The 20,883-nt window shown below is 47.0% G+C and carries 33 protein-coding genes; 6 read left to right on the plus strand and 27 right to left on the minus strand.

Going from position 1 to position 20,883, the window contains the following annotated elements:
- The 19 genes from AYY17_RS22035 to cspE form a co-directional block, all read right to left on the minus strand.
- Window positions 1-600, minus strand: a complete 600-nt coding sequence (locus tag AYY17_RS22035; protein ID WP_235845247.1) for a hypothetical protein — start codon at window positions 598-600, stop codon at window positions 1-3.
- Window positions 601-1,083: a phage tail protein gene (locus tag AYY17_RS01850; protein ID WP_067420804.1), complete on the minus strand. Its 483-nt coding sequence runs from the start codon at window positions 1,081-1,083 to the stop codon at window positions 601-603.
- Window positions 1,084-1,095: 12 nt separating this feature from the next.
- Window positions 1,096-1,494: an HK97-gp10 family putative phage morphogenesis protein gene (locus AYY17_RS01855; protein WP_202906370.1), complete on the minus strand. Its 399-nt coding sequence runs from the start codon at window positions 1,492-1,494 to the stop codon at window positions 1,096-1,098.
- Window positions 1,494-1,883 (minus strand): hypothetical protein, encoded by a 390-nt coding sequence (locus tag AYY17_RS01860; RefSeq protein ID WP_067420806.1) that lies wholly within the window; start codon window positions 1,881-1,883, stop codon window positions 1,494-1,496. Before AYY17_RS01860 ends, AYY17_RS01855 begins: the two co-directional genes overlap by 1 nt.
- A complete protein-coding gene (locus tag AYY17_RS20945) occupies window positions 1,870-2,196 on the minus strand; it encodes a phage head closure protein (protein ID WP_082981221.1) in 327 nt (108 codons plus the stop codon). The genes AYY17_RS01860 and AYY17_RS20945 overlap by 14 nt, the downstream gene beginning before the upstream one ends.
- A 7-nt stretch (window positions 2,197-2,203) precedes the next feature.
- The gene (locus tag AYY17_RS01870; protein WP_067420810.1) at window positions 2,204-2,506 is read right to left on the minus strand and encodes a head-tail connector protein; all 303 of its coding nucleotides are present in this window, start codon (window positions 2,504-2,506) and stop codon (window positions 2,204-2,206) included.
- 81 nt (window positions 2,507-2,587) lie between these two features.
- Window positions 2,588-3,808, minus strand: coding sequence for a phage major capsid protein (locus AYY17_RS01875; protein WP_067420812.1), 1,221 nt, complete (start codon window positions 3,806-3,808; stop codon window positions 2,588-2,590).
- 9 nt (window positions 3,809-3,817) lie between these two features.
- The gene (locus tag AYY17_RS01880) at window positions 3,818-4,426 is read right to left on the minus strand and encodes an HK97 family phage prohead protease (RefSeq protein ID WP_067420814.1); all 609 of its coding nucleotides are present in this window, start codon (window positions 4,424-4,426) and stop codon (window positions 3,818-3,820) included.
- Window positions 4,419-5,639 (minus strand): phage portal protein, encoded by a 1,221-nt coding sequence (locus AYY17_RS01885; protein WP_067420816.1) that lies wholly within the window; start codon window positions 5,637-5,639, stop codon window positions 4,419-4,421. The genes AYY17_RS01880 and AYY17_RS01885 overlap by 8 nt, the downstream gene beginning before the upstream one ends.
- Window positions 5,629-5,790 carry a hypothetical protein gene (locus AYY17_RS21795; protein ID WP_202906366.1) on the minus strand — a complete coding sequence of 54 codons (162 nt, stop codon included), beginning with the start codon at window positions 5,788-5,790 and terminating at the stop codon, window positions 5,629-5,631. Before AYY17_RS21795 ends, AYY17_RS01885 begins: the two co-directional genes overlap by 11 nt.
- Window positions 5,787-7,517: a terminase large subunit gene (locus AYY17_RS01890; RefSeq protein ID WP_067420818.1), complete on the minus strand. Its 1,731-nt coding sequence runs from the start codon at window positions 7,515-7,517 to the stop codon at window positions 5,787-5,789. The genes AYY17_RS21795 and AYY17_RS01890 overlap by 4 nt, the downstream gene beginning before the upstream one ends.
- On the minus strand, window positions 7,514-8,008 hold the full coding sequence (locus AYY17_RS01895) for a phage terminase small subunit P27 family (RefSeq protein WP_067420821.1): 495 nt from the start codon (window positions 8,006-8,008) through the stop codon (window positions 7,514-7,516). The genes AYY17_RS01890 and AYY17_RS01895 overlap by 4 nt, the downstream gene beginning before the upstream one ends.
- Before the next feature lie 121 nt (window positions 8,009-8,129).
- Complete coding sequence (locus AYY17_RS01900) at window positions 8,130-8,357, minus strand: hypothetical protein (RefSeq protein ID WP_067420823.1); 228 nt, start codon at window positions 8,355-8,357, stop codon at window positions 8,130-8,132.
- On the minus strand, window positions 8,354-8,701 hold the full coding sequence (locus AYY17_RS20950) for an HNH endonuclease (RefSeq protein WP_082981222.1): 348 nt from the start codon (window positions 8,699-8,701) through the stop codon (window positions 8,354-8,356). The genes AYY17_RS01900 and AYY17_RS20950 overlap by 4 nt, the downstream gene beginning before the upstream one ends.
- A 313-nt stretch (window positions 8,702-9,014) precedes the next feature.
- Complete coding sequence (locus AYY17_RS01905) at window positions 9,015-9,557, minus strand: hypothetical protein (protein WP_067420825.1); 543 nt, start codon at window positions 9,555-9,557, stop codon at window positions 9,015-9,017.
- On the minus strand, window positions 9,554-9,970 hold the full coding sequence (locus tag AYY17_RS01910) for a structural protein (protein WP_067420827.1): 417 nt from the start codon (window positions 9,968-9,970) through the stop codon (window positions 9,554-9,556). Before AYY17_RS01910 ends, AYY17_RS01905 begins: the two co-directional genes overlap by 4 nt.
- Complete coding sequence (locus tag AYY17_RS01915; protein WP_328585511.1) at window positions 9,963-10,274, minus strand: phage holin family protein; 312 nt, start codon at window positions 10,272-10,274, stop codon at window positions 9,963-9,965. The genes AYY17_RS01910 and AYY17_RS01915 overlap by 8 nt, the downstream gene beginning before the upstream one ends.
- Before the next feature lie 1,169 nt (window positions 10,275-11,443).
- Window positions 11,444-11,608, minus strand: coding sequence for a cold shock small protein YmcF (gene ymcF / locus AYY17_RS22040; protein ID WP_412778997.1), 165 nt, complete (start codon window positions 11,606-11,608; stop codon window positions 11,444-11,446).
- The gene (gene cspE, locus AYY17_RS01920) at window positions 11,592-11,804 is read right to left on the minus strand and encodes a transcription antiterminator/RNA stability regulator CspE (protein ID WP_067398213.1); all 213 of its coding nucleotides are present in this window, start codon (window positions 11,802-11,804) and stop codon (window positions 11,592-11,594) included. The genes ymcF and cspE overlap by 17 nt, the downstream gene beginning before the upstream one ends.
- A 474-nt stretch (window positions 11,805-12,278) precedes the next feature.
- Between cspE and AYY17_RS01925 the strand changes: the two genes are divergently transcribed.
- Window positions 12,279-12,860, plus strand: coding sequence for a cytochrome b/b6 domain-containing protein (locus AYY17_RS01925; RefSeq protein ID WP_067420829.1), 582 nt, complete (start codon window positions 12,279-12,281; stop codon window positions 12,858-12,860).
- Between the two features lie 61 nt (window positions 12,861-12,921).
- Here the strand turns inward: AYY17_RS01925 and AYY17_RS01930 are convergent, their stop codons facing one another.
- The 7 genes from AYY17_RS01930 to AYY17_RS20955 form a co-directional block, all read right to left on the minus strand.
- Complete coding sequence (locus AYY17_RS01930; protein ID WP_067420831.1) at window positions 12,922-13,701, minus strand: antitermination protein Q; 780 nt, start codon at window positions 13,699-13,701, stop codon at window positions 12,922-12,924.
- Window positions 13,702-14,688 carry a DUF7146 domain-containing protein gene (locus AYY17_RS01935; RefSeq protein WP_067420833.1) on the minus strand — a complete coding sequence of 329 codons (987 nt, stop codon included), beginning with the start codon at window positions 14,686-14,688 and terminating at the stop codon, window positions 13,702-13,704.
- Complete coding sequence (locus AYY17_RS01940; RefSeq protein ID WP_067420835.1) at window positions 14,685-16,262, minus strand: DEAD/DEAH box helicase; 1,578 nt, start codon at window positions 16,260-16,262, stop codon at window positions 14,685-14,687. The genes AYY17_RS01935 and AYY17_RS01940 overlap by 4 nt, the downstream gene beginning before the upstream one ends.
- Window positions 16,256-16,879 (minus strand): NUMOD4 domain-containing protein, encoded by a 624-nt coding sequence (locus tag AYY17_RS01945; RefSeq protein ID WP_162271085.1) that lies wholly within the window; start codon window positions 16,877-16,879, stop codon window positions 16,256-16,258. Before AYY17_RS01945 ends, AYY17_RS01940 begins: the two co-directional genes overlap by 7 nt.
- Window positions 16,872-17,420: a replication/maintenance protein RepL gene (locus tag AYY17_RS01950; RefSeq protein WP_067420836.1), complete on the minus strand. Its 549-nt coding sequence runs from the start codon at window positions 17,418-17,420 to the stop codon at window positions 16,872-16,874. Before AYY17_RS01950 ends, AYY17_RS01945 begins: the two co-directional genes overlap by 8 nt.
- 263 nt (window positions 17,421-17,683) lie before the next feature.
- Complete coding sequence (locus AYY17_RS21690; RefSeq protein WP_067420838.1) at window positions 17,684-18,013, minus strand: hypothetical protein; 330 nt, start codon at window positions 18,011-18,013, stop codon at window positions 17,684-17,686.
- Window positions 17,982-18,236, minus strand: a complete 255-nt coding sequence (locus AYY17_RS20955) for a transcriptional regulator (RefSeq protein WP_082981225.1) — start codon at window positions 18,234-18,236, stop codon at window positions 17,982-17,984. The genes AYY17_RS21690 and AYY17_RS20955 overlap by 32 nt, the downstream gene beginning before the upstream one ends.
- 110 nt (window positions 18,237-18,346) lie before the next feature.
- Here AYY17_RS20955 and AYY17_RS01960 point away from each other — a divergent pair, with 110 nt between their 5' ends.
- A complete protein-coding gene (locus tag AYY17_RS01960) occupies window positions 18,347-19,054 on the plus strand; it encodes an XRE family transcriptional regulator (RefSeq protein ID WP_067420840.1) in 708 nt (235 codons plus the stop codon).
- 245 nt (window positions 19,055-19,299) lie between these two features.
- Here AYY17_RS01960 and AYY17_RS21425 read toward each other — a convergent pair whose 3' ends face one another.
- Window positions 19,300-19,437 (minus strand): hypothetical protein, encoded by a 138-nt coding sequence (locus AYY17_RS21425; protein ID WP_156656608.1) that lies wholly within the window; start codon window positions 19,435-19,437, stop codon window positions 19,300-19,302.
- Window positions 19,438-19,492: 55 nt separating this feature from the next.
- On the opposite strand from AYY17_RS21425, the gene AYY17_RS01970 reads away from it, so the two are divergent.
- From AYY17_RS01970 to AYY17_RS01990, 4 genes are all read left to right on the plus strand, one after another.
- Complete coding sequence (locus AYY17_RS01970) at window positions 19,493-19,702, plus strand: host cell division inhibitor Icd-like protein (RefSeq protein WP_235845248.1); 210 nt, start codon at window positions 19,493-19,495, stop codon at window positions 19,700-19,702.
- Between the two features lies 1 nt (window position 19,703).
- Window positions 19,704-20,000 carry a hypothetical protein gene (locus AYY17_RS01975; RefSeq protein ID WP_067420846.1) on the plus strand — a complete coding sequence of 99 codons (297 nt, stop codon included), beginning with the start codon at window positions 19,704-19,706 and terminating at the stop codon, window positions 19,998-20,000.
- Window positions 19,993-20,205, plus strand: a complete 213-nt coding sequence (locus AYY17_RS01980; protein ID WP_067420848.1) for a hypothetical protein — start codon at window positions 19,993-19,995, stop codon at window positions 20,203-20,205. Before AYY17_RS01975 ends, AYY17_RS01980 begins: the two co-directional genes overlap by 8 nt.
- A 276-nt stretch (window positions 20,206-20,481) precedes the next feature.
- Entirely contained in the window at window positions 20,482-20,880 is a 399-nt protein-coding gene (locus AYY17_RS01990; RefSeq protein ID WP_067420852.1) for a hypothetical protein, read from the plus strand.
- The last annotated feature ends 3 nt before the right edge of the window (window positions 20,881-20,883 follow it).

Below are 20,883 nucleotides of genomic sequence, written 5' to 3' on the forward strand. Positions count from 1 at the left end.
TTATCCCCCGATAATTTTCATTATATCTGCACATTGCTGATCGACCAGCGCCGGTAATTCCGGTGCATTGCCGTGCGGTATATCCGGTTTTTCCGGCTTGCCGGCCGAATCAGCCTGACCTGATTTGATGGAAAAATAAGCCTGCCAGCCAAGCAGTGTTGATGCCGGCAGGCTGAGTACGCGGTAGGGATCAATTTCCCCGAGTTCTTCCGCGAGTTGATAGGCAAAGAAAAGTAACGGGCTGTCAGTTAGTTTTTTTTTTGCTTCTTCGAGGGTGCCGATTGAGTGACGTTTGACGATATTAATCGCGTCGATCAGGATGGCGTTATCATGGACATCAACCATTTCATCCGCTGTCGGCAGCAGGGACTTGGTGACGGGTTTGCCTGCATCGTCCACAATGCAATTGAGCAGCATATCAACGTTCAGCAGTGATGCTTCGCGCACTTTCCCTTCGATATTCAGATCGGAAACATTCTGTTCCAGCGCCATCAGTTCACTGGCTGTCATGCGGCGGATGTTCACTTTTACGCCGCAGAGAATATCAACTTCGCGGATCTCCGGCTTTGCTGTCAATAGTGATGCTTTCAGAGCGTTCATTTATTTTGTTCCCCCTTTTGCCTGGTCGCCGGTAACACCCGCGACACCCCATTCCAGATTGTTTTGTTTGCCTTTCACCGTGATCTGAATGGCTTCGTTCGCCGGTGCGCTGACATCATTCAGTTCCCACCCGGACAGCGATAACAGCATGTTTGCCGTGCGCTTATTCGGCAGTTCAAAATAAAACTGCACCGTTTCACGCTTTTCTGCCGCATTAAGGAAAGCTGCAAAATCTTCGTTTTCCGGGTCATCAATAAAGCCGAGGGATTTCTCCGGTCCTTCCGGTAAGTCAGAAATAAACTGTTTTGACATGTCGATAAGCGTGGTCACATCAACAAAGCTACCTGACTGCCCCGTGGCACCCAGAGCCTTACAGTTAATCAACGGTTTCATTACTGCAACGGCATCACCCGCCTTACCGTATTTAACAATCGTGCCCGCCGGTAATTTTGCATATTCCGGTGAGGTCTTTTTATCAGCCATATCTTGCTCCTGTTAATACATAGAAAGTGCGTGGCGGATCTGCTGTGATAATTTGTTCAGAACCGCGCGTTTGTTGTAGTCGAGTGCCGGACGGATAAAGGGTTTTGCCACCTGTTTAATGGTGCCGAATTCCTGTGCACGGGCTTTCATGTAGTGGGTTTTCTTCGGACCGACAGTGACCATAACGCCGCCGTTGGTGCCTTTGATTTCCGTGCTTCTCAGGGTGATATTTTCACGCATATGCTGACCTTTCCCTTTCGGGTCGAATCCGGCATGTCGCTCCATATCGTCTTTTACCACTTCCATTGCTTCGCGCCCGGCTTCACGCAGAATTTTTGTTTTCAGTCCAACATCAATCTGTTGCAACCGGCGCCCGAGCTCCTCCAGACCGGAGATTTCAATCCGGGTTATCACTGCGCATCCTCCGGGTAGGTAATGATAAAATCCCGCATAACAGACCAGCGGACGCTGTTTTTTGTCAGTTCTTCCCGGTTCTGCTGCATTCCGCCGCGCTGCACCGTCTGTACCGGATAATTACCGATATAACCGTGCACGACCGACTCCCACGCCTCACAGATAGCCCTGTCCAGCTGCAGGACTTTTTCATAGTTATTCAGGATATGAATGCCTATCTGAAAACGCGCCTCCACCAGACGGGTGGTTACCATGCCGGAGCCATAGCGCGGGTCGCTGATTCGCTGAAAGGTAACACCTTCCTGCACCTCTTTTGGCAGCAACAGGGGGTAAGCGGGGAGATGGGTAATACCGGAAAGAGACTCAAGAATGTCACTTTCGATCATGTCGTGTATCTGCCTCCGTGGTAATAATGAGTTCTACCGGGTCGTTGCGGTCACAGGCGCGGACAGTAAAGTACCGGCGCTGATATCCAATTACCCAGTCAATCTGAATATCCGGTCGTGGCCGCGCGGTAAATTGCATGGTTTCAATGACCTGCTCCTGGTCACCGGTGCGAATTTTACGGTTGGACATCGCCTCGGCTTTCGCCCATACCGTGGTGATTTTAATCAGTTCAGTATGGGGATCGCCGAGGTTCCCAGATTGGAGTTCAGGTTTGAAGAGGGTGATGCGTTTGTTGAGTTCGCCGGTTTTCATTGGTCACCTACAGATTGATATGCCGGTACGGGTCAAGAATGGCTTTAAAGCCGTTCGGCATCGCTGCCGGGTCGCGATTTTCATAAAAATGAGTGACCGCCAGCATCAGCGCCACTTCAATATCATCTGAAATCAGCAAGCCATCAGGATCTGTATCCGGAATATCACTGTCATACAGCGTCCGGTTGGTATAGTTTTCTGCCCGGACTCTTGCAGCACCGAGATATGTCTGAAGCAAGGTATCCTCAAGATCATTGTCTTCATCGATACGGCACTGCGCTCTCAGTTTTTCAAGTGTCGGTAACGGCATATTCCCACCATTACCTGTGGCCACACCGGACCACAGGCACAAAAAAACCGCAATTAAGCGGCGGGTTCGGTTAAGCCCAGGTTATTCCCCGGCGCCTTTAGCTACCAGCGCCTTAATTGCAGAGGTATCTTCCAGGCAGCAATCAAAGCGGTGGAACGCGAGGAATGCAGTCTGGTCAAATTCGGCGTAACGCTCCACCAGCCGTTTCAGCGTCATATAGGTAACGCGGCGGATAATAAAGCGGTCAAAGTCACCACAGAAGATGAATTTTTTACCTACTTCCGCACTGTCGATAGCCTGGTCAATGGCGTACTGCATACCGAGAATAGTAGCCGGTGCGACACCGGTAATTTCCGGCAACCATAACGGACGCTTATTACCATCCACCATTTCAGTGAGTGACTTCAGGGTGCTGTCATTAAATGCCAGGCGGAATTTAGGGCTGTTACGGTATGCCGGGTCGATGGCATGTTTCAAGGCATTAATATCCGTCCAGGAGATCGCTGCTGCTGACTCAACCGTGCCGGTAACAGATGCATCGAGCCCTTTCGGCTGAACGGGTGCACCCGCACCGGTACCTTTCACCAGATATTTAGCCTCACCGCGACCAATACGCTGAGCGATACGGGCAGCGAGATAGGATTCGATATCAATTCCGCTGTCCTGCAACAATTCATTCGATACACGGATGATTTTGGATGACAGTTTTTTTGCACCCAGAATAGCGGTACCGAATTCAACATCCTGTTCACTGGCAGCGGTGTTTTCACCCAGTAACTCCCCCTCTTCCGCCGTACCATCAGCGGTTGACCAGGTGATATCCTGCCCGTTTGAGGTTGGCAGGATCTGAGAAATACCGGCGATGCCGCCATACGCTTTCATCTGGTCAACGACCTTATTCAGCATCTGGGTTGGTACGGTGTAACCCCCTTTTTCATCCGGTGAGGTGCCCTGCGCGCGCAGCTCTTTAACCGCCTGACGCTCTTCCGCCGTCAGTTCACCAAAGCCGCAGCGGAGAAAGCGATCGAATGCTGCTGCACGGCGTTCGATGGCTTCTGCCTCAGGGTTGCCCGGTAACTGTGCACGTTGCTCTAGCTCTTTATCATCAACAAATTTCTGATCCAGAGAGCGCATTTCTTCTTCGCGCTCAATCTGTTCATTAAGACGATCAAATTCGGTTTTGGCTTCATTCCATTTACCGCGCTGCTCTTCGGTCATAACGCCGTCGCCAACTTTTTCGTGGATAGCACGCATTTCAGTAGCGATGGTATTACGTTTTTGTTTTAATTCATGAAATTTCATATTGTTACCTTATGCACTTATTAAAGTAAGAAGACGCTCGCGCGCCAGTTTTTCATTGACAGCTTTGGTTAAACCGCCGCTTTCGCGTGCTTCTTTCCACGCTTCCATTGACCGTACTGTGGAATTTGCAGCCTGATACGCCGGATAAGTCACCGGGCTGACGTCATAAAGACGGGAGATTTTGTGGATTTCACGGACAACCATACCGTCGTCGTCCTGGTACCAGTCATCACCATTCGGCGCGACACTGAAAGCAAATGAACTCTGATTAACATCACCGCGCAACATGGGGGCGATAACCAGATCACGGATAGTTTGCGTGTCCGGTGCCGTGATGTCATAAACCAGACCCTGCTCATTCACACTCAGGGACAGGGTTCCTGATGATGATCGCCCGAGAATATAGTTACGGTCGTGATTAAACAAACCACGCACATCGTCATTCAGCACATCATCAAACGCCCCGGGCTTAATAATTTCACGGAAGCCCCACATCGGTTCAGACAGGGAATTGAACACCGAGGCAAGCCCGATAATGTGGGTTGGTTTGTTTTCCTCTCCCGGAGCTGCGCGAACTTCGCCGACATAGCTCCGGGTTTCTCTTTCATTACTACTCATCGTTGTCACCACCTTTTGACTTATCACTTACAGACTGTGCCGCATTAACGCTTACCAGCATTTCATCCAGACCATTCACAGGGTTCATATCCTCGAATGCCCTGGCTTCGTTTCTGCTCATCCAGCCGTCAGTGATGGCGAAATGGTAGAATTCACCCCTTTCTTTCGGTGTACCGCGCAGTAATCCGGCAAGATTAAACCGGACATAAAAACCGGCGAGACGCTCCTGTTTTGTGAATAACCGGCGATTAAGCTCCTGCTCCCAGTTCACTACCCACGGCATGATCGTATGACGGACAAACTGAATTGCCTGCTCTGAGATATTAGAGAATGTGGCTTTTTCCAGGTCATTGATCATGTGGGCCGGTACATTAAAAATACCGGCAATCATTGAGCGGTTTAGTTTCAGCATATCAATCAGCTGAGCATCCACCGGGGAAACAGTGAGCGCTTTATAATCAAGATCAGCAGGGAGCAGCATGGTTTTATTTTCCTGACTGCGGAGTGCTGCCGATGCCTTTTGCCACATGTCTTTCAGTCTGGCCCAGCCCTCTTTTTGCAGTTCGCCCTTCACCGACACAATCCCTGCCGGTCTGGCGTTCCCGCCAAAAAATGACGTGGTATATTTCTGACCGGACATCCCCATACCGATGGTTTCAGCATGCTGGACTATCGGACTGATGCCCATCCGCTGATTATTACCGAGAGCGCGGATGTGGATCATATCGTCAGGACTTATCGCAAAATTGCCTAATTCGTTATAAACACCGTATGTATACCGCCCGCCGGTGTTCAGCAGCGTGGTTTCCCACGGCATACAGGCTTCCAGATTTATCACTTCCCCTTTACGGTTACGGACAACATGCGTGTACCCGTTACCCCATCCGAGAATGTGACGCTCTTTGGTTTCACGCCATTTGTAACTGGTTTGCCAGTCATTTGGCTCGTCGTGAACAAGATAAAACGCGGGGTGATCACGCGCAGTTTCAACCTTATTGCCGGTTTTCCGCATGACATGAAGCGGCATCTGTGCGATTGAGGATGAAAGAACGTAAATACAGGCGTATACCGCCGCCAGTTTCATTGATGTTTCAGGACTGACATAGATATCAGCTTTAAATAATCCGTCCATATCAACAGAGTCAGCCGTAATCGGTACCGCCGGATTTTCGATATTTGTTGTTTCGTCGCGGAACAATGCATCAAGAAGCACGTTTCCCCCTCATGGCTGCCGCCAGTGCGTAGATAACCATCACGGAACCGCCGATAATCAGGGCGTTGTGCAAACCGTATTTCAGGTAACAGCCCGCCATGACCGCGCTGAATCCCATCAGGGCAGTGATATCAAGAAGTATATTTTTCATAGGAATAGGATTTCTTCGTCTGAGTCCAGTGAGGAAAGGAAGTCGCCTTCGTCATTCAGCATTGCCCGGCCGATTGCCATTATCAGCGCCACCGCACCATCAATTTTATTTTCGTTCTGCTCTTTTATCGGACGGACAACATCATCGTTACCCGGCAGATATTTCCCGACCACGTTACCAATACACCAGCTCATAATCGGGTTGCCGTCATGGTGAAAGCGTCCGGAAGCAATAGCGGCTTCAAGCTCTTTCATCGGGTCAGACATATTTGTGTAGTTTTGAACGATGGTGATCGGGTTCATTCCCTCGTCAGCCAGTTCGTGTGAAATATTTGTGGCTCCGTGGGGGTCAATCGCGGTTGCATCAATGGGGTTATTCAGGTTATCAGCTTTTGCATCTTCCAGAATGACGCGGTAATCAATCTCTGCGCCATCGGTCAGTTTCAGGTGACCGGTTTCAACCCATTTCATGAATCGTTCGGCGGTACGTTTGTTTTCGACGTCTACGCTGAATACGGAGTCATAAGGGACATAAAAATCAGGGGAAATGCAGTAATAGTGTCGTTTCCCGTCAATAACCCGGTTAAACAGTTTAACCCGTGAGTTCATGTCCAGTTTTCGTGCCAGGTCAAGTGACTGAGTGCAGGATTGTCCCTCAAATGCGCTCAAAGTAAGCGATTTATCCTCGCATTCTCGCCATGACACCATGTTAAAGAATGCAGATTTAGCTGAAACCCAGATATTCAGGTGCTTGGTTTTGAATATCCCCGTCATTCTGGGGTTGTTTTTTGCTCTGTTCTGCTGGCTGATCAGGAAATCACTGTAGACAGAAACCCCCATATTCGGGTTTGCTTTGCGCAATGTCGCCGGATCTGTCCAGTCGTCACCTTCATCGACGGTATAAATAATGCCGAATAACTCCGGATTCGGTACCGTACCGTTGAGCATTTCAATCACTTCGCGCCGCTTGTCATAACACGGACCTTCAATATTATATCCGGCGGTCGTGATAGCCCACATCAGTGGCTGGCGGCGAGCCCCCATCCCGGTAATCATGGTTGTATACAGCGAATCCGTATCGTGTTCGTGATACTCATCAACAATAGCGCAGTGTGGCGATTGTCCGTCACCGGGATCACCGATCAGGGGTTCAAACCGCGCACCGTCGTCAGGGCGGTTCATATTTTTTGCGTTAACTTCAATGCCAAATGCATCAATCAGCAACGGAGTGCGCTTGCACATCAGTTTTGCCGGGCGGAAAACCTCCCACGCCTGTTTTTCTGTGGTTGCACCGGAATACACTTCAGCGCCAAACTCGTTATCACAGGTAAAACAGTAAAGAGCGACTCCGGCAGAGATGGCTGATTTACCATTTTTGCGGGGGATCTCGGTGTATACCTCACGAAACCGGCGTAATTTACTGCCTTTATGCACCCATCCAAACGCAGAGCAGACAATAAATAATTGCCACGGCTCCAGGGTGATCGGCATTCGTTTAAACGCCCACTCTCCTTTGGTGTGCGGCAGCAACTGAATGAACCGTGCTGCCTTTTCGGCTGAATCTTTATCAAACCGGTACCGGAATTTACGCCCCTTCTCTTCGCCAAGATCGTCAATATGACGCTGGCAGGCATCTTTTACATACTGGCAGGCCACAATCTTTCCGCGAACAACTTCACGGGCATACTGATTGGCCGCATTGACGTTCGGGTAAGCTTTGCGACTCATGATGTAATTATCCTCAGAAACGGGTTTTCCTGTTTTTTCTGACCCGCCATACCAATCAGCCGCTGACGGCTTCCGGGATCAAGTCCCAACATGGCACCAGTGCGATCCATTTCGCTTTCCTGCTCTTTTTTCGCAGTAAGGTCAGGGTTTTTTATCGGGCCACCTGTAGCACCAATCAGCCTGGTTCCGTCCTTAATAATGGCGATCACTAAGTTACGCCAAAGTTGATAAGCAACACACCAGCGCTCAAGAACAGCCAGGTCGGTGAGGCAGATAATTCCCTGCCCGCATAATTCTTTAACGGTCATCTCCCACATCACTATCGCGAGAGACATATCGTTTTCCACAAACCAGTCCGGCGGAGCCACACCTTTCAGCGGAGTAAAAACAGGCTCATCTTTATTCAGCGCCCGTTTGCCGGGATTGCCGGCCAGCTCTTTTCTGGCTGTTGGCTTCGGGCGGCGACCAGATTTGCCCGGAGTGCCAGCCATAAAAATCCCTCCATAACGGAAACGTAAGTAGTGCTTATATATCAGCCTGTTTTAATTTCATTTTTCGCGGGTATAAAAATATGACTAAGGCGGCGGTACTCTATAGCGAGAGTGGCAGGGATTAGACCCGCCCCTCCCCTGTGTGATTCAAGTGGATATCAGGCGCATCATCAACCACAGACGGATGCCAGACAAAATTGACAGCGATAGAGGATGATGGTGGGCCAGATGTCTCTATCTTCACATTGGTCTGATGGGATAACATCTCACCATCGACACTGAGGCAATACCCAACAAATCGCCCGCCCTTAAACAGTCTGGATAACTTAACCTGTTTCTCTTTCATCATGTTCTCTCCGTTGCTGTCTTGCGGTAGTGACAAGGCCAGCACAGGCTTTGCAGGTTGCTCTCTGCATCGGTTCCCCCATGCGCTTTCGGGGTGATGTGGTCCACTGTCTTGGCTTCAGTTGCACGACCGTTACGCAGGCACTCCTGACACAGATGTTTATCTCTGCTCAGTATCACCGCACGCAGCCTGTCCCACTTGGTACCATACCCGCGCTCATGGCGGCTCTTACCCTGCTGGTGATTCTCCCACCCTGTATTGATGTGATCATCACAGTAACCACTGCGATCAATTGTTGTCTTTGCGCAGCCACGTTTGCGGCAGGCGCGGGGTATGCGTGGTGGCATGGTTGGCTCCAATAAAAAACCCGCACTTGGCGGGTTGGTTTTGAATGCTGGCTTGCTACTCTGGTTTATGTTGTCTTATGAATGGGTACGTACCACTAAACACCTGTTCTTCATTGCATAAGATGCATTTATGCTCAAACCCTAAAGCTGATGCCTTATGCGTGTAAGCCATGCTACCCTTAAAGCACTTATCGCACATGTACTCAACCACAAAAGTATCTTCTCTAATATCCGTTACACGCTCAACCATGACAGCCTCGTTTAACTTATTTTCATTGTGGTGCTGATTGATATTATCGCATAAAAAGATCGCTTATCGTGGTTGCAGTTTTCCGTTTCGCTCCGCATCAGCTTTCCTGATATCCATCAACTGCCCGTTTGCTATATCCAGTACTTTCAATAACGGCTCAATCCACTCAACTGCCTGGCAATATGTCAGTCGGCGGGTGGTAGAGGGACCAACACCGGTTGTGTCAGTGATGCCGGGAGCGGAACGCATTGCTGATTCACGGATGGCGTAGGTGTGACTGAGCAGCCCGTCAGCAACAGACTGAGGAACATACAGATTACAGTTAGACTCTTTGCGGATGATGGTTCGGTATTCAATCTGTTTCTCCTGTGATTTAGCTTCTGCCTGAATGTTTCGGCTGGCGTTCGCGGCAGCGGCGCGATCAAAGATATCAAAGCTGGTGTAGGCGTTATCAATCACCTTTTGCTGGTCAGTGATCACGCTGTCTTTGTGCTGTCCTTCCGATTGCTCGGCTGACAGCAGGCTGAACATCCATAACCCGAAGAACACTACAGCCCACAGCCAGCCATTAAATAGCGTGGCAGTTATTTTTGCCGCGGTACTCACAGCAGTCCCCACGCCTTTTCAAACACATCCGGAGAATACGGCTGATAACCTAACTCAACGCCGACAATCGCAGTCGCCAGCGCAATGCCGGTCTTTTTGTCTTTGGTGTTCAGTCGGTCATTGATACCGATACCGATATCAGCAGCAGCACGTTTAATGTAATTGCCCGTAGGGTTCTCGTTTGGCGGTGCATATTTATTGATAATGGCTGCAACGGAATTCAGACCATATTTCGTCTGATATGTCTGAAGCAATTTATAGATTGCCCGGATGCCATACTCAGGAGACTGGAACCGACAGAAACGCGATTCCTCAACCGGGTTATGCGGCAGTTGCCCTTGCCACGGGTTACGTGGGCTGTAGTCGATATTGCCGGGATTGTTGTTGCGTTCGCCGCGCGCTGGTTTACTCATTATCAATTTTCCTTTTTATCCGTTTCTCAAGCGCCTTAATGAACTCAGCACCCGACCATCCCGCCAGACCTGCAATGCCGCCGGACAACTCCGGAACCCACGCGTAATAACTCGCAGCAAGGAAGACCAGCGCACCGGCAAAAACAGAGACAACCATCTGAAGAAAGAAAATTCCCCAACTGATAACTTCACCATTCAGGGCTTTATAGGCACAACTGGCAGCGGTGCCGAGTAAAGTCATGATGACTATCAGCAGACTACTGAACCAGCCGTAGTTGTTAGGGTCATTCGGCATCTTTTTCATGGCTCACCCCCTGACGGAGGAATTTAGTTAATAGGGTGCCGCTCACAGTATCTCTGCAATGATTACGTTTGTTTGTTCAGGATTCTGTGGCGGCATATATGGAAAAAGGCCGCACATGGCGACCTCTGGTGATACGTATTATCCTTAATTCACACAATAAATATCTGATTGATAAGTCGATAAAAGACACATTCGCATATTTAATCGTTTTTCAAACTTATCACGGATAAATACGCGTTTTCAGGTTATAATCGAGAGGTAACAAAAACCTGAATTTATATGTCGTTTATTCTTTATGCCGGTTATTCCCAACCGGCTTTTTTTTGTGTCTGAAGTGAGTGGCTGATTTAGTTCAGCCGGACTGCTCTGCGCTAACAAAGCGATTGCTACTGGTATTCAGTTGTTCGGAATAACCGACCATCTGAACTATCCGGAAATTCCGGAGAATTGAACCTGTAAGCCATCGTTACAGGTTACAGAGAATGAAAAAGACCACGCACGGCGACCTTTGGACTAAGTAGTACCGAGATTTGCAATAATAGATTGAATCGATGCCATCAATAGGCAAAAACATGTTACCTGAGAAAAATATTCGCGTAACATATCAGCCTTGCCCATAAGACACACAGCAACCTCATGGGTGATTAAAATAATACTTATCATCTCTTTGCCAGCGCTAATTACGCTGGCTTTTTTGTCAATGCCTGATATTTAAGGCAACTAAAACCCCAAAAAACTCATCAAGCATAAATCCCTCGTTATCGGAATTCCTACATCGGAACAATATTAATATGTTACATACAAAATAGCCCCACCGAAGTGAGGCTATTATTCTGAAACCAATACTACAAGAAAATCACTTAAACCAAGTCACCATTGCAAATGCCGCTGAAAGTAGCAGCGCAACAATAAAAAGGTTTTTAGTAAACATAAGAGTATGACGAAAAATAGCCGTTCTGTTTATAGGTATTTCCTTAGGAATATATTCCCCTTGGATACCACATTTATTTATTATATAAAAACTCGCGGTTGCAAGATTTACTGTTAATAGCAATGAGGTAAGATGGTCCAGGCTTTATAGTATTCTGCCGAAAAATTAGCTTAACTAATTTACCAGATAACAAAAAACCCCGGCATTGCGAGGTTTAAAATAATTGGCTGCTTAATATCTAATTTGCTTCAACTTTCATCGCAGTTTTGCAAAAAATACACTTCGCTCCACGCGGGTTACTCAATGAGATATCAAATTGCGATGTTCGGTATTGTGAGCCGCTGCAACAAGGACACTTAAAACAGAAGTTAATCATCATAGTGTATTTAGAGCGCCACCACATTACCAGCGGCAGGACCCTTCATCCCATCTTCAATGGTAAATGATACTTCCTGACCTTCGATTAAAGACTTGAAGTTATCGCTCTGAATTGCAGAGAAATGAACAAACACATCTTTGCTGCCATCTTTAGGGGTGATAAAACCAAAACCTTTATCATCGTTAAACCATTTTACTGAACCAGTCATTGTATTAGACATAGAATTTCCTTTAATTTTTTTGATTGCCATAAGGCATATGAGGTTTGTTTTTATTTTTACTTATGGGAATTAATTAGAAGAAATTCGCAATGAAGGGGTATCAGTGATAGCACTAAACGGTGAACAACTTTAAACTGACTAGCATAAATAGGCCTGTACTTCCAAACCAGTGACACCATTAAGCCACAGAATGATTTAGATAGCAATCTTTATTATTTAATATATTTTATCTGTTGTGTGTAATCACACATGTGGACCTATCCGTCTTAGTAGTAATTATTGCCAATATTCTGGCGATAAAAAACCCCGCAAATGCGAGGTTTAGAATTTTTGTAGTGCGGATATGTATAGAAATCCCACTATTGATAGATAATAAGGCACTTTCGGACAAAATGCAAGTGTGTACAACATTACCTCATTTATCTGACAGGAATGGTATATTACATATGTTTATTATTCGATTTTGGGACATGTATGAATCTGATAAGAAAAATATGGCATTTTTTCGGCCTGTATCAATCACGTAAAGTACGACTGTTACATTGTGCAGTCCTGATTTTTGTTCTGGCGCAAATCATTATCAGTAACTGGATGAAAGGCACAAAATCCTCCGCTATACCTCCGGTGGATTGGACTTATTTTTTCACATGGGCTCATGTCACTATTGGTTTTTGCTTATTTTTCATTACATTAATCTTAATTGTTGTATGCTTCCATGAAAGGGGAATGCGGTATTTTTATCCCTATCTTTGGGGGGATGTTGTCCCATTGAAAAATGATATAAAACAACTGATGAAGCTAAAGCTACCAGACAGCACTCCGAAAGGGCTTGCAGCCGTAGTTCAGGGATTGGGGCTTGGTGCGTTATCGATAGTCATTATATCCGGAATGGTTTGGTTTTTTTTGTGGTTACAACATTCACCATCAGCATTAGAGGCCAGAAGCATCCATAAATCATTAACAGTGCTAATAGAAATTTATATCTATGGACATGGTGGATTTGGGCTTATCCATTTTGTTCTGTGGTATAAAAGATCAAAAAACAGCCATCAGTAATTTGTCAACCAAACGGGCAGACTGTCAACAACACTGCCCGTAATACACAGTCAGTCCAGTATCACGAAGTTATCCGTCCAAACAACGATTCGGCCTGACTCTCCTCAACATAGCACTTAGCAGCCAAGCCATCATAGAACGGCTTCCAGTTTCTGCGCCAAGTTCTCTCATTTAAATCAGGAACCAAATATTTTATCGCCTGATAAGCAACTGACGACGGCACCCGCTTATATCCTCGCCCTGAGCATTTCGGGCAGTCTCTGAATACCGGTGCGCCTTGTAATTCGCTCCGTTCTTCATCAAACACCTTGCCCCGTCCTTTGCAGCGGCACCGGTGGGTTAGTTCACCCTTCCCGTTGCAGGTCACACACAGTTCGTCCACCAGCTCATTACGGACTATTGGCGCAACAATCACAGCACCTTCCATATTAGTGATGCCAGGATGCTTCACCACATCTTTCCGGCGATAAATCAGCCCTTTCCCGCCGCAGTCCTGACACAGGCAGACCGAACCTGCTGAGCGGGCGTAATCCTCAAATGCCATTGTGGCCAGAATAGTCATACACTGAGCAATCCGGTTTCCGGCGGCTTTAGCCACCAGCTTCGGGACTGTTTTCATTGCGTACTGCGTCAGGGCTTTAACCGTGGTAATTTTATCCTCAATGCTGACGTCATTTTTACCAAAGAACGCATGCATACCGAACGCCGCCTTTTGTGATGCCATACCCATAGCCGCTGCTGAGTCCATACCCTTCAGCCTGTCAGGTGCCGTGGAGTTTGAGCTGTCACTGAATGTCGGTGACTTCGGATGAAATTGTTTTAATGCGCTTTCAAGTTTCATTTATGCCGCCTCACGGTGTTTTTCCCGGTAAAATACCAGTTCACGAACTTCGCTTCCCTCGCGGATCAGGTCATTAAAATCGCCTTTATCCGGCCAGCGGACACTCACTTTTTCCACATCGTTATTTGCCACAAGGTTACGCCTCGCACAGGCAAATGCAGCCGCGTGTCCCGTGGCACTGCTGGTGTCGGTATCTGCAAAAACAACCAGATGGGTAACACCCAGGGGTGCCACGAATTTATCCATAAATCCGGCATTAATGGTCGCCCAGGTATTCACGCCGTAGATCTGTTTACAGGACAATGCGGTCTCTATTCCCTCCGCCACGCCTAAAGTGGATGCCACAGGAAACATCCGGATCGCCACAGAGTCCGCGTAGTCCAGATAGTTATCTTCCTGCAATTTAGTCATCCGCTTAGTGATGAGGATGTCGGCTTTACTGTTTCCGTCTAAATAGGTCCGGTGCAGATAGCACAGCTGACCTTTTGAGTCGGTGGCCAGCGCCCACATTGCCTGAAAATTAATAACCTCCATTCCCTTGCGGGTGGGCTGTTTCTCACAGAACCGGATGCACTCTGCCGGCAGCGTGAATATGCCGCGATTTTGCAGGTAGCCCGCCGCTGAGGTATTTTTCAGGTCAGGCATCTGCGCATAGCAACTGATAAATTTCTCCCGCTCTGCGCGTATGCTGCTGTTTGCCAATTTCGGTGCTTCTTTTTCACGGGCATTTCCGAGCAGCTGATCCACTTCATCAGCCAGGTCTTTAAAACTTTTACCCTGAGTGCGTTCCAGCAACTGAAACCCGGTACCGGATCCGCAGGTACAAATCCATGTACCGCGCCCGTCTTTATCGTCAATGCGGAACTTCCCTTTCCGCTCACACAACGGGCATTTGCCTTTGAAGTGTTTTCTGCCGGTGATCGACGGAAGTCCGTAATAAGCAAAAATCTTTTCCCACTGCCCCTGTGCGGCGTCTGCTGTATTCACAATAATTCTCCCTGCTGTGTGTTTTTATTCAGTTTCTGTTTTAAATCTGCGATTCGTGCAGTCATGACCTCTTTGGCTTTTTGCTGACCCTTCGCCCATTTGATGCGTTTGTGTCTGATAAAGCTGGTGACTTCCGGTGTGATTTCCAGCGGTGTGCTGTGCAGACCACCCGGCCATTCACCGAACTTATCTCTGAAGGTATTCGCGACCCATCCGTCACTGACCGGTTTGCCCTCGGTGGCGCGGATGTTCTGGTAATATTTGAGTTGAGAGAAAAAACGCTGTTTATCTTTCAGGGTGTGTACTTTTTCAGACTTACCCATCTTTTTGATATTGCGGGAGGTATCAACATCGACGTCTTCACCTGCCAGCGGTTTAAAGCCACATTTCGGGCAGACATAGACGCCCGCCGGTTTCATGTAATGGCAGGATGTGCATTCTTTCGGCTTCTTCTCCCGCTTTTCCTGTTCGCGGACAGAGGATGATTCTTCCAGACCGTCACTTTGACCCGGCAGCTCGTCATATTCGATATCATCAGGAAAGCCCAGGCGGTGTACGGATCCGGAGTGATCGAAAATAAGGCATTTATCTTTACCGGCGGCTTTACGCAGACCCCGCCCCAGGCACTGAACCCAGCGGATTTCTGATTTAGTCGGTCTGGCGTAGATGATGCACCGGACATCACTGTCGAACCCGGCAACCAGGGTGCCGACGTTCACGATAATTTTTGTGGCACCCTGTTCAAACCGGTGAATGATAAGCTGGCGCTCTTCGTGGGGTGTTTCTGCTGTAATGATCTCGGCATTCACTCCGGCGCGGTTAAACGCTATCGTGACGTAATTGGCATGACTGACCGTCACACAGAAACAAATCGTCGGCAGGTTTTCGCCATTGACCAGCCAGTTATCAACCACATCACCGACCAGGTCAGAGCCGGACATGATTGCCGCTATCTCAGCCTCTTTGTAATCACTGCCATACTCCGCACTGCTGGTGGATTTAACCGAGGACAGGTCAGGCTTCGTCGGGGCGTAAAACTCATACGGACTCAGATCCCCGCGGTCAATCAGCTCTTTCATCGTGGTGGGCTTGATCAGTGTTTCGTAGTAGGTGCCCAGAAACGGAGAGAACGGAGTCCCGGATAACCCGATCACCCTGAATTCACTGTCCCGGATAACTTCCAGTAATTTTTTACGGCGCAGATGGGCCTCGTCGATAAACAGCAAATCGATGTTGTCCGGAAACTCACGGCGGATCAGCGTGTCAGCTGAGGCAATCTGGATCAGTTTCGTAGGGTCGTAGTTCGGGTGATCCCGCCAGACAAAGCCGATATCCTCCATCGGAATGCCGTAGTCCTGAAACCGGGTCGCTGTCTGTTCGATCAGGATGGTATATGGCACAACAAACATCACCCGCATATCACGGCTGATACAGCCATGAGTGATAAAAGCCGCCAGTGCTGTTTTACCGCTGCCGGTCGGACTGCTGATCATAAACGTGCGGTGAGATTTCCACCCGCTGCGCAATAAGTTCAGCGCCCGTTCCTGTGCAAAATTTGGTGTGATAGTTAACATGCCATTACCTCCGCCGTATTGATGCGATGGAAGGTAAAACCACGGTGACTTTTGATTTTTCCGGACACGCAGGCATAAACAGCCGAATGGTCAAATCCAAACTCAATCAGGGATTTTTTTCCCTTAAACTCCATAGTGGTGCGTGTCTTTTTATCAGTAGCGCGGATAACACCTTTGAATTGAGTATTATCAGCGCCTCTGGAAACTCGCATTAGTCCGATGCTTATTGCGTGTCTGATGTTGTCTTTAGGAGTAACCCATTCGAGATTAACGACACGATTGTCAGTTTTAATACCGTTTTTGTGGTTAACGCAAGGCAGGTCAGCGGCGTTGCGGATGAATGCCATAGCAATCAAGCGATGCACCGCAAACTGTGACCCGTGGCTGTTGAAACTGAAATTCACCGTCAGATAACCGTCTCTGCGCACCCGTGGTTTTAATAATTTGCCTTTAATCTTCATTTTTTTGACGTTGCCGGTCGTATAGCGATCCACGCTACGAATCCGCCCTAAATTACTGACTTCGTAGCTTTCCCCGAAATTAGCAATAGTGACCGGTACCCATTCCTCTGGCAGCAAATTGGTGCCATAATGGTCAACGGTGGTTTGATTATTCATAATCGTCACCCTCTGAGGCCGAACCAGCATTCCCGTCGAAAGTTGTGCTGTTCGGCCTTTTGTTTTCCTCTACCGGCTCAAATGTTGCTGGCAACGTGAAAGCGCCCTTTTTATCTGATGCTCCGGCGTTTAGTCTGAATCTCACCCCCTTCGTTACCGTGCTGTTTTCAGCCATAAATAGCGCATTTTTCTTTCCGTCTGCGTAGCCGCCCCAGAATCCACCAGGGTTAATCTCATAGACCTGCTTTACCCGACAACGCAAATGGCCTGCATCTTTCAGTGCAGCGACTGCGCGATACACTGCGCTGCGTGAAAGCCCGGTATCGGCGATAATGGATTTGATATCAGTCATGGCTGCACCCGAGCTGCGATCCATGATTTTGATTAAGTGGATATAAAGCCTGATTGCACTCACATTGCCTTCCTCTGCGAGCTTCGATATCAAATCCAAACCAGAGTCGTAGGCCTGAATAAAACTCAACCCTTTGCCTTTGGGGAGTTTTAATGATTCAATACGTTTTCCAACCTCAGTTTTAGCCATTCCTTAACCGCCCCGTAACTCATTGTTTTTAATAACATTCCCAGCTATGACACTAAACGTCCCGCATGGTGGGATTTTTGGGGCACTTAACTAATTGATTTTATTGGATTTTACAAGTCGCCCTTTTATTATCTATTAGCCTATGTACTCGAAGACTCGATCTTGTGTTGCCCTTGACCTTGTTTTTTATTGTTTAACTCATTGCTGTAATTGATATTTTGCCCTGCCAAGGGACAGATCCATTTTGTGTGGTCCTCAGACACTTACCCTGAAACAGCACCTGAATTGGGATTTGTCCTTGGCATGGCCTGTGATACTGACAGTGGCTCTGCTGTATAGCCCTGCATCGACCGGTGATTCTTCCTGAAAAATAATCTCAACCACCGGTTTGCCGCATGCGCTCCTGCGTTCGCTTTCCTGAATGACACCGGTTCTTCTTTGCTGCGGATTTGAAACACTTCCGAATACTTAAACTTCGCGTATTCCCGCATCCGAAAAGGCATCTGCCCCAGAACTTCCTGTATCCACACCGCATCTCCCGGATGATAAAGCTCGGGGAGATCAGACTTCAGTGCGTTTTGGTTCGGATACATGGGAGCAGCCCGCCGGATGAGGGAAAAGATCAGGCAGGTCGGGACGAATTTGATGTGGCTTGACTTGACCCTTTGTAGCATTGACGATAGACATAACGTGGTCAGCTTTAACGCGTCGACCATTTAGCCAGCGAAACACAGCAGGCTGTGTGACGCCACATGAGCGCGCCAGTGCTGCTTGGCTACCCAAGATATCAATAGCTTTCTTGATGTGCTCATTCATAGGATGAATTCCATTAGTTATTGAATGTCACGAGAATAACATCTGGAATTACTTTGAGCAATAACTTATAGTTCATTTGTGGTAAATAACAAAAGGTATATAATCCAAGCATGAAAACTTTCTCTGACAGACTCAATTTTGCAATGCAACAGGCTGGCGTATCGCAGGCCGATTTAGCCCTTGCCGTTGGTGTGGCCCAGCCAACAATATGGAAACTGACTGCTGGAAAATCTCAAACCAGCAGGAAGTCCATGGAGATAGCTGCATTTCTTGGTGTAAATCCAGTATGGCTGACCACCGGTGTGGGTGAGCCGTTTGGGAACCAAGAGAGAGCGTCGATTAGTAATGCAGGTGATCCAATTCCTGTAACTACATGGGATTCAAGCACCCCACTTGAAGACGATGAGGTTGAGGTTCCTTTCTTGAGAGATATTGAGTTCGCCTGTGGTAACGGCTCTTACAATGAGGATGATTACAATGGGTTTAAGTTGCGCTTCTCTAAATCTACATTGCGTAAGATTGGAGCTAATACAGACGGTTCTGATGTGATTTGTTTCCCTGCTCGTGGTAATAGCATGGAGCCTGTGATTCCTGACGGATCAACAGTAGGTGTTGTTATCAGTGATAAAAGAGTAATTGATGGGAAAATGTACGCCATAAACCAAGGCGGCTGGAAGCGATTGAAAATACTGTACAGATCTGGTCCCGATACCATTACGATAAGAAGCTTCAATACTGACGAATACCCAGATGAAACCGCAGCAATGTCAGACGTGGAAATAATTGGACGAGTATTTTGGTATTCAGTAATGGCATGATAAATTCGTGTATAAAAAAACCAGCAAATATGCTGGTTTTTTTTGCTTTAAATATCAATGAACTGCAAAATAGTCTTGCTTTTATTAACTTTAGTTATTGCTATAAGTTATATTATCGATTACCTTTAAGTCACAGAGCAAACCTAAAGGTAATTAACTATGCAGCTTACTCATCTTGATATACGCAACAACATAGAGACGCTAACTGCCGAAATCCGTGAATCCGTTACCCTGCTTGAGATTATTTATTCAGAGTGTGATGACGAGAAATTGTCAGACATAGTTTCTTGCGCCATCCGGGCAACCAGATCAACATTACTTAAAGCAGACGACCTTGTCAGGAAGATCCCCACAAAGATAGCCGGCACTTCAGCATTAACCATTTCAGTCTCTTCACCTCAAAGCGGTGAGGTTTAAAAAATGCCGACTATACATTGTATGTCAAATTATGATGTGCCGAAACCTGACAACTATACAGCAGTTAATGAGATGTTCATTTTTCGGTTCTTTGCTATCAAACGTATAGACCAAAACGCAAAGCCTGAATGCAAAGAGGTACGGGCGGCAGATTTACAGTCCGCAAAATTACAGCTTGTCCGTGATTATATTTTATCACTGGCGACACAAATTCCAGTAAAGGCGGTGTGACATGTCACAGGAAGAAAAGGTATTAAATAGTATTAGCACAGAGATTGAATCGCACAGCCATATCTGTGAACAGGCATCAGACGTTATTAGAAGTACCGATACATCTGCCGCGCAAAATGATTCTCAGCGCCACCTGTTAGAGTTCGATGCATTACTAACACATATCAGATGGGATGTGATGCCACATTTAATCCCAGACAGTGAGATTTTATTTTTGGTTCAAACATGGCTTGAACAATTACATCGCCCTGCATATATAGAGCGAGCTAATGTAAATAAGGTTGTGAACAATGGCTAAATATAACCTTTTACCGGGACACCGCCAGCACCTTGACAATACAATGGAAATAAACGAGGAATTACAGGCTTTATTAATCCCATTATTGACCGCTGTAGAAAACGAAGCTGAAACCGATACCCATTTGATGCTCAGGGCAGTACAGAGGATTGTAATATCACAGTCAGATGAACTAATCCAACTCAAAACAGATCTTACCATATAACCTAGCAGGTAAAGATTATGAACTGTATTAAATATAATGAACGAGTTATCAGTAAAATAAAAAAAAATGCCAATGGCTAAATTCATTGCTGATTTCATACAGACCAGAACGCCTCGCTGGACTTGCAATCTGTATAAGCTGGTTGACGATGATTATGAATTAGTTGATTCGTTTTCAGATCACCATAAAGCATCCGGGGAAGCGAAAATAATTATGTATTTACGCCCTGAAATTGGAAATCGTATATCTGCATTTTTTAACTTAGGAAAATAAACCATGGCTAATAAATTTGAAGCAATCGAAAAGGCATCAAAGGGTGAGATCACTATCGAAATGCGCCCTGTGTATATCATTAATGGTGCACCATGCGCCCGCCTGACCGAACGGGCAGCGCTGAACAAGCTGGCTTGCATCTTAACCGAACGTGAGTTCAGAAGAACCGGTGTCCCAACTAATGAACCAGATAACCTTGTTACCTTGGAAGATGGCACTGAAGCAAAACGACGCGGCAAGCCAACCTTTCCTTTCATGAATCTAAAGGAAGACGTGCTTTCATCTCTGCTTGAAAAATTAAAAGCAGAAAAAGAAATTGCCAAGCTGGAAAAAGAATATCAATCAGCAAATGCAAAATCACAATCATTATTAAAAGAACTTATTACCGCACAAAATAAATAACAA

It is taken from the genome of Morganella psychrotolerans, assembly GCF_001676055.1.
GTDB classification, from domain to species: Bacteria; Pseudomonadota; Gammaproteobacteria; order Enterobacterales; family Enterobacteriaceae; genus Morganella; species Morganella psychrotolerans_B.